This is a genomic window from Gluconacetobacter entanii, assembly GCF_013155425.1.
GTDB lineage: Bacteria > Pseudomonadota > Alphaproteobacteria > Acetobacterales > Acetobacteraceae > Novacetimonas > Novacetimonas entanii.
Genome location: NZ_JABJWD010000022.1, coordinates 50,108 through 64,079, shown reverse-complemented (window position 1 = coordinate 64,079; position 13,972 = coordinate 50,108). Strand labels below are relative to the sequence as shown.

The following is a 13,972-nucleotide window of genomic DNA, read 5'->3' as shown; positions in this document are numbered from 1 at the left end:
GCCCTTGCCGGGGTGGGGCTGTGGGGCTGGCAGGGCCAGCGCAGGCGGGCAGGGGCGCTGCATGTGGGCGACGTGCTGGACGGGCAGCCACACCGGATCGACCTGTCATGGCCGTCCGCCCCCATCTCCATCCTGTTCAACGTGGCGCAGCGGCAGGGATTCTTCGAACGCTACCTTCTGGATGTGCAACTGACGGGCGGGGGTGTCACGGGACGCGATGCGATCGGTGACCTGCAGGCCGGGCGCAGCAGCGTGGCCGTCGCCCCGGTGCTGTCATGGCTCGATAAACTGCATGAAGGGGAGGTGCAGGCGCGCCTTGTCATGGGGTTGCAGGCGGGGACGTTCCGCCTGCTGGTGCGCCGTCGGCTGAAGCTGACGCGGGTGGAGGACATGGTGGGCCGGCGGATTGCCATCACCAACCCGGACATGGCGGACCGCCTGTTCTTTTCCGTTGTCCTGCGGCGCAAGGGGATGAACCCCGATACCGGCCCGATATGGCGCGTCGTGTCGCCACAGGACATGGAGGGCGCCATCCGCAGTGGGGATGTCGATGCGCTGGCGGTGCATGATCCGCTGGCGTGGCGTCTGCTGAATGATCCGTCACTGGGGCTGGTGGAACTGGTCAACAGCGTGAACGGGCTTTATGCGCAGCGCACGAACCTTGCCCTTGGCGTGGGGCAGGCCATGCTGCGGGACATGCCCGCCGCCGCTGCCGCCCTTGTCCTTGCCCTGCAGGACGCCGCGCGGTGGCTGAAAATCCATATTCCGGAAACCGCGACCCTGCTTGAGGGCCGTATCAATGGCATGGCGCAGGCCGACCTCATGGCGATGATGCGTCATGAGGTGCTGGGCATCTGCCCGACCGGATCCGACCTGCGCGTCCAGTTGGCGCAGTATATTGACGAAATGAAGCTGCTCGGGCGGTTTCCCGACACGCTGGGTTCGGCGGCCTATGCGCGGGCGATTTCCATGGATCTGCTGCATCGCAATGGGGCGTAAGTACCCGCAGCCCTGTTACCGCACGTCACGGTAATAGGGCTGTGCCAGTGCCGCGGGGGCGGCCATGACGCGGCGCATGCGATGCCAGACCACGACCGGCACGATGATGAAGGCCACCGTCCCCAGATAGGGCAGCATGTTCAGGAACGCCGGGTCGATGGGCCAGTTGCGCGCCTGCCCCACAAAGGCCAGCGCGGTAATCAGCCCGAACAGCAGGGCCGCACACGTCACCATGACGGGACGGTATCCGGCAAAGATCACTAGCGCCAGCGCGATCCAGCCACGTCCGGCGATCATCCCCTCGGACCACACGGGCACATAGGTCAGCGTCAGGTATCCCCCCGCCATGCCCGCCATCGCCCCGCCCAGCGTGACATAGCCAAAGCGCATGGCCATCACCGGGATGCCCGCCGCATCCGCCGCCGCCGGGTTTTCCCCCACTGCGCGCATGTTCAGCCCATGGCGGGTGCGGAACATCACGAAATGTACCAGCAGCGGCAGCACGACATAGATCGGGATGATGAGGATGTTCTGCCCGAAAAATGCCGGCCCGATTACGGGGATGGCCGACAGCAGCGGGATGGCCACATGCCCGAACACCGTGGCGGAGGGCTGTCCCGCGTAATCATGCCCCAGCGCGGTGGACAGGCCCAGCCCCATGAACGTCACCGCCAGACCGCACAGCACCTGGTTCGCGCGCATGATGACCGCGCCAAAGGCAAAGACCATACCGCCCAGTGCCCCGGTCAGCGTCGCCGCCAGCAGCCCGGCCCATGGATTATGCACGCCCGCGACCGTCATGATCGCGACAACCGCGCCCAGCGCCATCAACCCCTCGACCCCGAGGTTGGTGACACCCACGCGTTCGGCCATCACCTCGCCCAGTGCGGCAAGGGCCAGCACGCCCCCCGCCAGCACCGCAGTCGCCAGCATTCCGCCCAGCAGTGCGATCATGGCTTTGCTCCCTTTGCAAGGCTGGCGACGGGCCGGTAATGGGCCAGTTCGTCCGCCAGCGCGATCATGAACAGCATCAGCCCCGTGATCGCCAAGACTACCGACGCCGTAAGCTGCTGCGTCTGCAGCACGATCCCGGCATCAAGGATGAACGCCATCAGCAGGGCGGCGGGAATGACATTCAGGCACGACCCGCGCGCCAGCACGGCGACGACGATCCCCAGATAGCCGAAATTGTTGGCCATGCCCCCCTGAAGCCGGTGGACCGTACCCGCCAGTTCGAACATGCCCGCAAGGCCCGCCAGCCCCCCGGACAGGAGCATGACGGCAATGATGCGCGCCCGCACCGCAATCCCGGCATAGCGCGCGGCATCGGGGTTCGCGCCGCCAATGCGGATTTCATAGCCCCAGCGCGTGTGCGCCATCACCCATGCCAGTATCCCCACGATCACCAGTCCCAGCGGGAAGCCCCAGTGCACCACGCCCCAGAACTCGGGGATGGAAACCGGCAGCCGCGCGCTCGACACCTGCGCGCCCGTCACGCGATCCCGCCACGGGCCGGTCGTCAGGTAATAGGTCAGCAGGGAAGCCACGAAATTGAGCAGCAGCGTGGTGATGATCTCGTTCACCCCGGCATAGGCGCGTGCCAGCGTGGGGATCGCGATCCAGCCCATCCCCGCCGCGATGCCCGCGACCGCCATCAGCGGCAGCAGCACGATGGCCGGGGCCGGGACGAACAGGCCCACCGCCGCCGCCCCGATGGCCCCGGCATAGAACTGCCCCTCCGCGCCAATATTCCACAGCCCGATACGGCTGCACACCGTCACCGCCGCCCCCGTCAGCAGCAGCGGCGACATGAACAGGGCCAGGTCCTCCATCCCGAAGCGCGACCCGATGGTGGACCGCACCACCAGCCACGCCAGATCGACAGGACTGTAGCCCGACAGCGCAAGGATCCCCGCCGTCATCAGCAGGGCGCAGGCAATCGCACCAAGGCGCCACAGCGCGATGCGCGTGGCAGGGACAACGGGCAGGCGCTGGAAGCGGGTCTGCGCGGGCATCATCCGTCCTCCCGCAGGGGCAGGGTGGACGGGTCGCGCCCGCCCATCAGCAGGCCGATCGTCTCCATGTCCGTCTCACCCGCATCGACCACCGCCATCAACTGTCCATGGAACATCACCCCGATCCGGTCCGAGACGTTGAGCAGGTCTTCGAGGTCTTCGGAAATGAACACCACGCCCACGCCCCGGTCGCGCAGGTCCGTCAGGTAGGACAGCATGGTGGCGATCGCCCCGATATCCAGTCCGCGCGCGGGATAGGCCGCGACCAGAACCCGGTGCGCGATACGGATTTCGCGCCGCGCGACCAGGCGCTGCTGGTTGCCGCCCGACAGGTTGCGCACCGGCATGGCAAAGTCGGGGATGCCGACATCCGCCACCTGCGCGATCCCGCGCGCCAGCGTATCGGCCGCCGCACTGTCATACAGGCCGCGCCGCCCGACCGGGGGAATGGCATATTCGCGCAGCGCCATGTTGTCGGTGATCGAAAGCGAGGGGGCCAGCGCGCTGCGCAGCCTGTCCTCGGGGATATGGCCCACGCCCGCATGGGCAAAGATGGCCGGGTCGATGCGCTCCATCACCACCCCGTCGAGCAGGACCTGCCCCCCATCGGGTTTCAGCAGTCCCGTCAGCACCTCCGTCAGTTCGCGCTGCCCGTTGCCCGCGACCCCCGCAATGCCCAGTATTTCCCCCCCATGCAGGTCCAGCGAGACTTCACGCAGGATGTCCACCCCGCGCCCATCGCGCACCGTGACGTTGCGCAGGCCCATGACGGGGGCTGCACTGATCGGCTGTGCGCCGGGCGGGCGCGTGCGCATGTTCCGGCGCACGATCTCGCGCCCGACCATGGTGGTCGCCAGCATGGCGGGCGTGCAGGCGGCAGTGTCATACGTGCCGACCCGCCGCCCGCCGCGCAGGATGGTGACGCGGTCGGAAATCTCCATCACCTCGTCCAGCTTGTGGCTGATGATGATGACGGCGTTCCCCTGCGCGCGAAAGGCACGCAGCGCGCGGAACAGTTCACGCGTTTCCTCCGGCGTCAGGACGGCGGTCGGTTCGTCCATGATCAGCAGGCGCGCCCGGCGCGACAGCACGCGCAGGATCTCCACGCGCTGCTGCTCCCCCGCCGACAGGTCGCTGACGCGCGCATCCGCACGCACGGGAAAGCCGAACTGTTCCGCAATGGCGCGGGTGCGTGCCTCCATCGCACGGGCGGAGGCAAGGCGCGGGGCCTCGTCCCAGCCAAGGTGGATGTTCTCCGCCACCGTGAATGCCTGTACCAGCTTGAAATGCTGGTGGACCATGCCGATCCCCGCGCGGATCGCCTCCTGCGGGGAACTGAACACCTGCCCGTAGCCATCAAGCAGGATATCCCCCTCATCAGGCTGGTAGATGCCGGTGACGACATTCATCAGGGTCGATTTGCCTGCGCCATTCTCACCCAGCAGCGCATGGATTTCGCCGGGCCAGACCTCCAGGTCCACATCCCGGTTGGCGATGACGCCGGGAAAGAACTTCCCGATGCCACGCAGTTGCAGGACCGGCGGGGTGCCCGGCGCGATGGGCGGGCGCGTGGGAAACTCAGCCAAGGCCCGATACCCCCGCCACGGCCCAGTCGCAGTGATAGATCTGGGTGTCATCCAGCGTCACGCCCGCAGGCACGCGCAGCCGTCCGTGATTGTCATGGATCGGCCCCCGGAACGGGTTGTATCCCGCCAGCATGCGCGCACGCATGTCATCGGCCTGCCGCGCGACCGCCTCGGGCACCCGTGGCCCCCAGTCATCGCGGTCCACCCCATGCCCCAGCGTCAGGAACGCGGCGGAGGGCTGCCATGTCCCCTCCAGCAGGGCGCGGACCTGTGCGACATAGAACGCGTTGAAATCCAGCACCACGGAACTGACATAGGCTTCCGGCCCGTACTGCCGCATGCCGGTGTTCCACATCGCCGCCCAGACGCCACGCGCCACCGCAACCCGCAGGTAGGCCGGTTCATCCATGATCCCGCACAGGAAGTCGCAGCCATTGTCCACCAGCGCAGTGGCCGCCTGTGTCGCGGCCTGCGGGTCGAACCATGCGTTGATCGTGATGCCCTGCAACGTGATGGCCGGGTTGACCGACTGCGCGCCCAGCAGGGTCGCATTCGCACTGGCATAGACCGAGGGAATGGGAAACGCGCCAAGGAAGCCGATTTTCCCCGTTTTCGACAGCAGCGCGGCGGCGATCCCGAGGATGTAGCTGGCGTACCAGTGACTGACATAATACCAGCCAAGGTTGGAGGTGAGGGAATTGCCGTCGCATTCCATGAAGGCGACATCGGGCGCGCGGTCGGACACGTCCTTGATGAAGTCGCCATATTCCGACGTGGCGAAGACCATATTCGCCCCTTCGGCCACGAACTGCCGGAAGATGCGCGTCGCATCGGCGGAATAGGGGACACTTTCGACATAGACGGTGCGAATCCCCGGAAAGGCCTGCCGCACGGCCTGCACGCCCCGGTTATGCACCATGCTCCACCCGCCATCGGTGATCGGGCCGGTATGGCCAAAGGCGACCAGCGCATCCTTCTGCGCGATCGGCCTGCGCTGCGCCTGTGCCCGCGCGGCATGGCCCGGCAGCAGCGATGATCCTGCCGCCATCCCCGCAAGGCCGAGCATGGCGCGACGTGAAGCCAGTAACCGCCCCCGCGGCCCTGTAACATTCATGGTCCTGTAGTTCCCCCGGTCATGACGCCCATGCCGTCCCATGGCGCGGGCATCGTCTCAAATCGGTTATGAAGCCTCGTTTCCCTCCATAAGGTCGCGCGCCGTGATGATGCCGATCCCCCCATCGCGCAGCATACGGTGAACATCGCGCCTGTCATCATTGATCGCGGCGCAGACGTCGTCGAGCACAAAAGTGTCAAACCCCGCCGCCGCCGCGTCCAGCGCGCTGGCCCGCACACAGTATTCCAGCGCGATGCCGCAGACGAAGACACGCCGGATGCCACAGGCCACAAGCCACGGGGCAAGCCCGCTGTCATGCTCCCCGTCATTGTCGCGGAATGCGGAATAACTGTCGATGCCGGGCTGCATCCCCTTGCGCAGGACCAGTCCGACATGTTCCTGCGCCAGCGTGTCGGCAATGGCCGCCCCCCATGTCGCGGCGACGCAGTGTTCGGGCCACCGATCCGGTGCGGGCGTGCCATCCGCCATGAAGGAGACATGCCCGCGCGGGTGCCAGTCCTGCGTCGCGACGATACGGCCGAACGGCAGCTCCTGCAGGCGGTTGATGGCCGGGATGATCCGCGCGCCCTGCGCCACGGCCAGCGCGCCGCCGGGCAGGAAATCGTTCTGTACATCGACAATCAGCAGCGCGTCGCGACCATCAATGGCAGGGACGGTGTTCATGATACCGGCGCAAGTCCCGCCAGCGCGCGCCAGCCTGCCTCGTCCACGGTCTGAAGGCCCAGTTCCGCCGCCTTGCGCGCCTTCGACCCCGCCTTTTCGCCCAGCACGACGATATCCGTCTTTTTCGAGACGCTGTCGGATACGCGCGCGCCCATGCGTTCGGCAATGGCGCGGGCCTCGGGCCTGCTCATGGTCGTCAGCGTGCCGGTAAAGACGATGACCTTGCCCGACAGTTCGCCCGTCGCCAGCATTTCCTCGTCCGTGATGGCCTCCAGCACATGGGTCAGGTCATCCAGCGTCTGGCGGTTATGCTCCTCGATGAAGAAGGCCACCAGTTCATCGGCGATGGCGCTGCCGATCCCGGTGATGCTGCCGAGTTCCAGCCGTTCGTCCGACCCTACGGTCGTTGCGCGCAGCATCTGCCGGTGCCAGTTTTCATACGACCCGTAATGCCGCGCCAGCAGGCGCGCCGTGTTGATCCCGATCCGGCGGATACCCAGCGCATAGATGAAGCGCGACAGTGAGATCGTCCGCCGCGCCGCGATCGCGTTGACCAGGTTGCGCGCGGAGACGACGCCCCACCCGGGGCGTGCGGCAATCGCGTCCTCATGCGCGGGCAGGCGGAAGATGTCGCCCGGCGTGGCCAGAAGCCCGTCCTCATGGAACTCCGCAATCGTGCGGTCGCCCAGTCCCTCGATATCGAACGCATCGCGGGAGACGAAATGGATCAGCCGTTCCACCAGTTGCGCCGGGCACGTCAACCCGCCGGAGCAGCGCCATACGACCTCGCCCTCCGGCCGTTCGGCGCGGGCATGGCAGACGGGGCAGACATGGGGAAAGACGAACGGGTGGGGGGGATGGTCGCGCGGCAGCACGACGTCGAGCACCTGCGGGATGACATCGCCCGCGCGCTGGATGCGCACAAGGTCGCCTTCCTGCACGTCCTTGCGCGCGATCTCGTCCTCGTTATGCAGGCTGGCGCGTGTGACGATCACCCCGCCGACATTTACCGGCTCCAGTATGGCGACAGGTGTCAGCGCGCCGGTGCGTCCCACCTGTATGTCGATCTTCGTCAGGCGCGTGACGGCCTGTTCGGCGGCGAACTTCCACGCCACGGCCCAGCGCGGCGCCCGCCCGGCAAAGCCGAGCCGTTCCTGCAACGCGCGTTCGTTGATCTTGTACACAACCCCGTCGATATCGTAATCAAGGGCGGAGCGTTCGCGTGTAATCCGTTCCATGAACGCTTCCGCTTCCGCCACATTCGCGACCTGCGAACATAGCGGACTGACCGCGAACCCCCATTGCGAAAGCTGGTGCAGGTACTGGGCGTGCGTGTCCGCCACCGGGGCGCTGGAATATCCCAGCGCATAGGCAAACAGCGACAGGGGACGCTGGCGCGTGATGTCGGGATCAAGCTGGCGCAGCGACCCGGCGGCCGCGTTGCGCGGGTTGGCAAAGGGTTTCTGCCCCGCGGCAACCTGCGCCGCGTTGAGCGTCAGGAAGTCCGACTTGGCCAGGAACACCTCGCCCCGGATCTCGATCAGGTCGGGGGCGGGGCCATGCAACTGCTGCGGCAGGTCGCGCAGCGTGCGCAGGTTGGCGGTGACATCCTCGCCCTCGGTCCCGTCGCCGCGGGTGGTGCCGCGCACGAAATGCCCGTTTTCATAGGTCAGGCTGATCGAAAGCCCGTCGATCTTGGGTTCGGCCACGAAGTCAAGCTCCATGGCCTGCGCGTCATCCAGCCCGAGGAAGCGCGCGGCACGGCTGATGAACCCCTCGAATTCCTCCCGGCTGAACACGTTGTCGAGCGAGAGCATCGGCGTCAGGTGCCGGTGGCGACGGAACACACCGGCAGGGGCCGCGCCCACGCGGGTTTCGGGGCTGTCGGCCCGGCGTGCCTCGGGGTGGGCCCGTTCCAGTTCGGCATTGCGCCGGCGCAGCGCGTCATACACCGCATCCGTGACAACCGGCGCGTCATCATGGTGATAGGCATGATCAAGGCGTGCGATCACATCGGCCAGCAGCGCGAGTTCCGCTGCCGCCTGCGGGCCGGAAAGTTCCGGTCCCTGCGCGCGTTCAAGGATGTCCTGACAGGAGCGCGCCAGGTCCCCGGCCGAATCCGTCATGTCATTCCCCTTTCAGAAGGCTGTCGGCGGCGGCGCGTGCGGCGGGCGTGATCGTGTCACCCGACAGCATGCGGGCGATTTCCTCCAGCCGTGCTTCGCTGTCGAGGGGGGCCGCATGCGTTTCCGTCCGGTCGCGCGTCACCTTCTTGCTGATGCGCAGGTGCGCATCCCCCCGCGCCGCGACCTGCGGGCTGTGGGTGACGACCAGCACCTGCACATCGCGCCCGACCATGTACAGCCGCTCCCCGATGGCCGACGCCGTGGCGCCGCCGACGCCCGAATCGACCTCGTCGAACACCAGCGTGGGAATCGCCGAACGCCCCGCCAGCACGACCTTGAGCGCGAGCATCAGCCGCGACAGTTCGCCGCCCGACGCCACCTTCGCCAGCGGTCCCGGCGGCTGCCCCGGATTGGCGGCGATCAGGAAGGACGCCTGCTCCTTGCCGCGCAGGTTCCATGCTTCCGGCGGCAGGGGGAGGAGTTCGACAATGAAACGCGCGCGCTCCAGCCGCAGCGGACGCAGTTCCGCCATCACCGCCGTCTCCAGCTTGCGGGCCGCTTTCTCACGCGCGGCGGTCAGTTTCTGCGCCGCCTCCTCGAACTTCGCGCGGGTTTCGGCCACCGCCGCCTCCAGCACCTCGATGCGGGCATTTCCCGAATCCAGTGCGCTGAGCCGTTCGTTGAAGGCACTCAGCAGGCCCGGCAGTTCCGGCACCGAGACCCCGTGCTTGCGGGCCTCGGCGCGCAGGGCGAACAGCCGCTCCTCGGTCTGTTCCAGAAGGCGCGGGTCGGCCTGCGCGTCGGAGGCGAGGCGCGAGAGCAGGCTTTCCGCTTCGGCAAGGGCTTCTTCGGCACGTTCCAGCGCGTTCAGCGCCTCCTGCGCCGCCGCCTGTTCCTCCGCCCCGATTGCACCGGGATTGAGGTCGGTCGGCGCGGGCAACAGGCGTTGCAGCGCACGGCTGGCATTGCGCAGGGCGGAGGCCGGGTTGACGCCACGGCGGTCGCGCGGGGACAGGTCGCTCAATGCTGCGGCAATCGCCTCCGCCCGGCGTTCGCCCTGCTGCAGCGACTGGCGCAGGCCCGCAAGCTGCGTTTCCTCGTCCTCCAGCGGGGCGAGGGTGGACAGGTCGTCGGCCGCCTGACGCAGCCAGTCTTCCTCCCGCGCGGCACTTTCCATCTCCGCGCGCGCGGCGGCGAGTTCCGCCGTCGCCTCGATCCAGGCGCGATAGGCGCGCGCGGTGTTGGTGCGCAGGGTCGCGGCCACGCCAAATGCGTCGAGCAGGTCGAGGTGGGTGCCCTGGTCCGCCAGCCCCATCTGTTCATGCTGCCCCTGGATTTCCACCAGCAGCGACGCCGCCCGGCGCAGCAGCGTCACACCGACCGGCTGGTCATTGATATAGGCGCGTGAACGCCCATCGACCGTCACGATCCGGCGCAGCAGGATCGGCTCGCGCGGTTCCTCTATCGCGATGCCCTGTTCCGCCAGCAGTTCATGCACGGGATGGTCGGCGGCGATGTCGAAGCTGGCGCTGACGCTGGCCTGTTCCGCGCCCGCCCGCACGAGCGACGCGCTGGCGCGTTCGCCCAGCGCCAGGCCAAGGCTGTCGAGGAGGATGGATTTGCCGGCCCCCGTTTCCCCCGTGAGCACCGTAAGGCCTGCGATGAAGGAAAGGTCGAGCTTCTCGATCAGGACGACATCGCGAATCGAGAGATGTGTCAGCATGCGGATGATCCGATCAACAGGTCAGGCAGAAGGGGCGGGACCTAGAAGATCGAATGCCATGCCCGTGAAAATGCGTTGCGTCCCTGCTTGCTGGCGCGGGGCGGGACGCCCTTGATGAGGTGATGGTCACGCAGATGGTCATAGGCGTCACGATACCATTTGCTGTCGGGGTAGTTATAGGCCAGCACCGCGCCCGTCTTGCGCGCCTGTTCCAGCAGGCCAAGGTCCAGATACACTTCCACCAGACGCTCCAGCGCCTCGGGGACATGGTTGGTCGTCTGGAAATCCTGCACCACGCGCTGGTAGCGGTTGACCGCCGCCTGGTAATTGCGCTGCTCCTGATAGAAACGCCCGACCAGCATTTCCTTGCCCGCCAGATGGTCGCGGCACAGGTCGATCTTCAACTGCGCATCACGGGCATAGGGGGTCTGGGGAAAGCGGGTGATGACTTCCTCAAGTGCATCCATCGATTCGACCGTGCCCTGCTGGTCACGTTGCACGTCGGCGATCTGCTCGTAATAACATAGCGCACGCAGGTAGAAGGCGTAGGCGGCGTCCGAACTGGTGGGATGCAGTTCAAGGAATCGGTCAAGTTGCTGCACGGCCTCGGGATACTTGCTCTGCAGATAGTCGGAATATCCCTCCATCAACTGCGCGTTGGCGGTGTACTGGGAATAGGGATAGTTACGCTGCAGGACGTCGAACTGGATGGTCGCAAGGACGTAACGGTTGCTGCGCAGGGCATCAACGCCATGATTATACAGGGTTTCTGCTGAACCCACGCGGGGGGCGTGCTCCACAATGGCGCTGTTGCCGTTACACGCCACAAGCAGGCCGAGCGCGGGGAGGGCAAGCAGACGTGGCAGAATGCCACCATGTCGGCGGAGAAGGGGGATGTGTCGGGTTCTGCGTCGTGACATGCCGGCTCTTCCAGTTGCGCGTGCTTTATATCATGTGCGCAAGCGGGGTGAAGAGCGTCGTTCCGTTTTCATGCGCTTCATGCGGCGGCGCGGCCGATCTGCCCCTTGTGCATCGGCACGCCATGCAGGCGCCATGCGGTCGTATCGGCCATCAGCGTCCGCAGCAGGCGGTTGTTCAGGGTATGGCCGGATTTATGCCCGTGGAAATCCCCATGGATGACCGCACCGGACAGGTACAGGTCCCCGATCACATCGACGACCTTGTGCCGCACGAACTCGTCGGGCCTGCGCAGGCCGGTGGGGTTGAGGATGCGGTCGTCATCGACAACGATGGCGTTTTCAAGCGACCCGCCGCGCGCCAGGCCCGCCGCATGCAGCGCGTCGATTTCCTGGCGCAGGGTAAAGGTGCGGCAGTTTTCAAGGTCGCGCCGGAAGGACGTGGCGCAGATCCGTGCGGAAAAGATCTGCCGTCCGATCGCCTGCGCCGCGAAATCGATCGACATGCTGATGTTCAGGCCGTCGGTGGACGGGGGAGAAAGTTCGGCGAAGGCGTCCGCGTCCTCCACCCGCACGGTGCGCAGGATCTCCAGCGTCGGGCGACCGGCAGGCTGGCGTTCCCGCCCCGCGCAGTCCAGCAGGAACATGAATTCGGACGCCGAGCCATCAAACACCGGCACTTCCGGCCCGTCGAGGTCGATATACGCATTGTCGATGCCACAGCCACACAGGGCGGACATCAGGTGTTCGATGGTCGCCACCCGCAGGGGCGAAGCGGGGGAGGGATCGCCGATGACCGTGCTCAGCCGTGTATCGACCACATGGTCGTACGTTGCGGGAATGATACGGTTATCAAGGTCGGTGCGGCGGAAGACGATGCCCGTATTGGCCGGGGCGGGGGACAGCGACAGCGAAATGCGTCGTCCCGTATGCAGTCCCGTGCCGATGCTGCTGATGGGACGGCGCAGCGTGTGCTGCCATACGGCGTCGGGCGCATCGGCTGTGGGCATGACCGTTTCGGTAACGCACGCATCGGCAAGTTCACGCGGACCTATCGACATGCCATCCATTGTGCGCATCCCTCGATACAGGTGAATGTGTTGGCTACGGAGCGGGTCAGGGGATACTAGGCCGGACCTGTCCTGTTTAACCAGTCAATGATTATTGCCAACCGTTACCATGCCTGCGCACCTGAAAAAAACAGGGCCGGGCATGGCGTTACATTCCGCAACGCCATGCCCGGCCAGACCTTCGGGCTTATCCGCGACGCAGGAACGCGGGAATGTCGAGGCCATTGTCATCGGGCGTGCCACCACCCTGCGGCGGGGTCTGTGGCGGGCGGCCCTGCGGCGGCTGCTGGAGGGACGGTTCGGCCCGTTCCGGCGCGCCCTGCGGGGCGGCGTGGGGCGCGGACTGTGGCGCCTGCTGCTGCGGGGCGGCCGAACGGCGGCGCAGCGCGCCGGTGACGACGCCGAACAGGCTGCGCGACTGCGGTGGCTGCGGCTGTTCGGCCGCCTTACCCCCGTCTGAAAACAGGGAGGAACGCGGCGACCCGCGCTGCGCCTGCGCCACCTGCGGCGGCACCGTATGCGGCGAAGGGGCCGAAGGCGGCATGTTGGGCTGGCGCAGCGGTGTCGCGCCGGCCGGCACATGGGGCGCGCCCGGACCTGCCGCCGGCGGGGCCGACGGGGAGGGCGCCTGTCCCGCAGGCGCGGCCGTCGGCGTCGCTGGCTGTGCGGCAGCCGCCGGCGGCGCGGTTTCCGCCGTGGGTTGCGGTTGTGGCTGCGACTGGGGCGCGGTCGCCGTCGATGCGGCGGCCGCGCGTTCGGCGGCGCTTTCGATGCCGGTCGCCACGACGGAGACGCGTATGCGGCCGTTCAGGTTCGGGTCGATCGCGGAACCGAAGATGATGTTCGCATCCTCGGCCACTTCCTCGCGGATGCGGTTGGCGGCCTGGTCCACCTCGAACAGGGTCAGGTCCTCGCCACCGGTGATGTTGATCAGCAGGCCCTGTGCGCCACCCATCGACGTGTCTTCAAGCAGCGGGTTGGAAATCGCGCCCTCGGCGGCGGCGATGGCGCGGTTCTCGCCCTCGGCCTCGCCCGTGCCCATCATGGCCTTGCCCATTTCCGCCATGACCGTGCGGATGTCGGCGAAATCGAGGTTGACCAGACCCGGCGCCATCATCAGGTCGGTCACGCCACGCACGCCCATGTACAGGACGTTGTCGGCCATCTTGAACGCGTCCTGCCAACTGGTGCGTTCATTGGCCAGCCGGAAGAGGTTCTGGTTGGGAATGACGATGAGGGTATCGACAAACTGCTGCAGTTCGGCAATCCCCGCATCCGCCGACTTGGCGCGGCGGCCACCTTCGAAGGTAAAGGGCTTCGTCACGACGCCCACGGTCAGGATGCCGCGTTCACGCGCCATGCGCGCGATGACCGGCGCCGCCCCGGTGCCCGTGCCACCACCCATGCCCGCGGTGATGAAGATCATGTGCGCGCCGTCAAGGTGACGCGACAGTTCATCACAGGCCTCTTCCGCCGCGGCGCGCCCGATCTCGGGCTTTGCGCCCGCGCCAAGCCCCTGCGTCAGGTGGGGGCCAAGCTGGATGCGACGGTCGGCCTTGCTGTGGGACAACTGCTGCGCATCGGTGTTGGCCACCACGAATTCCACGCCCTGCAGCTGCGAGTTGATCATGTTGTCAACGGCATTGGTGCCACCGCCGCCCACCCCGAATACTGTTATGCGTGGGGTGAAGTCAGAATGGTTCTGCTGCGGGATGGTCAGATTCAGGGTCATGGTCGG

11 protein-coding genes are annotated in these 13,972 nt (G+C 66.8%); 1 reads left to right on the top strand and 10 read right to left on the bottom strand.

Features of this window, described 5'->3' with window-relative positions:
- A partial coding sequence (locus HNH97_RS05180) for an ABC transporter substrate-binding protein (RefSeq protein WP_171790119.1) occupies positions 1-999 on the top strand: 999 nt, incomplete at its 5' end.
- 15 nt (positions 1,000-1,014) lie between these two features.
- Here HNH97_RS05180 and HNH97_RS05175 read toward each other — a convergent pair.
- The 10 genes from HNH97_RS05175 to ftsZ all read right to left on the bottom strand — a co-directional run bounded on the left by HNH97_RS05175 (position 1,015) and on the right by ftsZ (position 13,966).
- Positions 1,015-1,953: an ABC transporter permease gene (locus HNH97_RS05175; RefSeq protein WP_171790118.1), complete on the bottom strand. Its 939-nt coding sequence runs from the start codon at positions 1,951-1,953 to the stop codon at positions 1,015-1,017.
- A complete protein-coding gene (locus tag HNH97_RS05170) occupies positions 1,950-3,014 on the bottom strand; it encodes an ABC transporter permease (protein ID WP_171790126.1) in 1,065 nt (354 codons plus the stop codon). Before HNH97_RS05170 ends, HNH97_RS05175 begins: the two co-directional genes overlap by 4 nt.
- Positions 3,014-4,573, bottom strand: a complete 1,560-nt coding sequence (locus tag HNH97_RS05165) for an ABC transporter ATP-binding protein (RefSeq protein ID WP_171790125.1) — start codon at positions 4,571-4,573, stop codon at positions 3,014-3,016. The genes HNH97_RS05170 and HNH97_RS05165 overlap by 1 nt, the downstream gene beginning before the upstream one ends.
- 19 nt (positions 4,574-4,592) lie before the next feature.
- On the bottom strand, positions 4,593-5,714 hold the full coding sequence (locus HNH97_RS05160) for a BMP family ABC transporter substrate-binding protein (RefSeq protein ID WP_171790117.1): 1,122 nt from the start codon (positions 5,712-5,714) through the stop codon (positions 4,593-4,595).
- Between the two features lie 66 nt (positions 5,715-5,780).
- Positions 5,781-6,398 carry an isochorismatase family protein gene (locus HNH97_RS05155; protein WP_171790116.1) on the bottom strand — a complete coding sequence of 206 codons (618 nt, stop codon included), beginning with the start codon at positions 6,396-6,398 and terminating at the stop codon, positions 5,781-5,783.
- Positions 6,395-8,524 carry an NAD-dependent DNA ligase LigA gene (gene ligA / locus HNH97_RS05150; RefSeq protein WP_244949319.1) on the bottom strand — a complete coding sequence of 710 codons (2,130 nt, stop codon included), beginning with the start codon at positions 8,522-8,524 and terminating at the stop codon, positions 6,395-6,397. The genes HNH97_RS05155 and ligA overlap by 4 nt, the downstream gene beginning before the upstream one ends.
- A gap of 1 nt (position 8,525) precedes the next feature.
- Positions 8,526-10,247: a DNA repair protein RecN gene (recN, locus tag HNH97_RS05145; RefSeq protein ID WP_171790115.1), complete on the bottom strand. Its 1,722-nt coding sequence runs from the start codon at positions 10,245-10,247 to the stop codon at positions 8,526-8,528.
- Positions 10,248-10,288: 41 nt separating this feature from the next.
- Positions 10,289-11,167 (bottom strand): outer membrane protein assembly factor BamD, encoded by an 879-nt coding sequence (locus HNH97_RS05140; RefSeq protein WP_171790114.1) that lies wholly within the window; start codon positions 11,165-11,167, stop codon positions 10,289-10,291.
- A gap of 77 nt (positions 11,168-11,244) precedes the next feature.
- A complete protein-coding gene (gene lpxC, locus HNH97_RS05135) occupies positions 11,245-12,234 on the bottom strand; it encodes a UDP-3-O-acyl-N-acetylglucosamine deacetylase (protein WP_171790113.1) in 990 nt (329 codons plus the stop codon).
- A gap of 187 nt (positions 12,235-12,421) precedes the next feature.
- Positions 12,422-13,966: a cell division protein FtsZ gene (gene ftsZ, locus HNH97_RS05130; protein WP_171790112.1), complete on the bottom strand. Its 1,545-nt coding sequence runs from the start codon at positions 13,964-13,966 to the stop codon at positions 12,422-12,424.
- Positions 13,967-13,972 lie beyond the last annotated feature (6 nt).

Coding starts and splice junctions, on each gene's coding strand:
- HNH97_RS05175 (WP_171790118.1), bottom strand. CDS start 1,953: ATGATCGCACTGCTGGGCGGAATGCTGGCGACTGCGGTGCTGGCGGGG.
- HNH97_RS05170 (WP_171790126.1), bottom strand. CDS start 3,014: ATGCCCGCGCAGACCCGCTTCCAGCGCCTGCCCGTTGTCCCTGCCACG.
- HNH97_RS05160 (WP_171790117.1), bottom strand. CDS start 5,714: ATGAATGTTACAGGGCCGCGGGGGCGGTTACTGGCTTCACGTCGCGCC.
- HNH97_RS05155 (WP_171790116.1), bottom strand. CDS start 6,398: ATGAACACCGTCCCTGCCATTGATGGTCGCGACGCGCTGCTGATTGTC.
- ligA (WP_244949319.1), bottom strand. CDS start 8,524: ATGACGGATTCGGCCGGGGACCTGGCGCGCTCCTGTCAGGACATCCTT.
- recN (WP_171790115.1), bottom strand. CDS start 10,247: ATGCTGACACATCTCTCGATTCGCGATGTCGTCCTGATCGAGAAGCTC.
- HNH97_RS05140 (WP_171790114.1), bottom strand. CDS start 11,167: ATGTCACGACGCAGAACCCGACACATCCCCCTTCTCCGCCGACATGGT.
- lpxC (WP_171790113.1), bottom strand. CDS start 12,234: ATGGATGGCATGTCGATAGGTCCGCGTGAACTTGCCGATGCGTGCGTT.
- ftsZ (WP_171790112.1), bottom strand. CDS start 13,966: ATGACCCTGAATCTGACCATCCCGCAGCAGAACCATTCTGACTTCACC.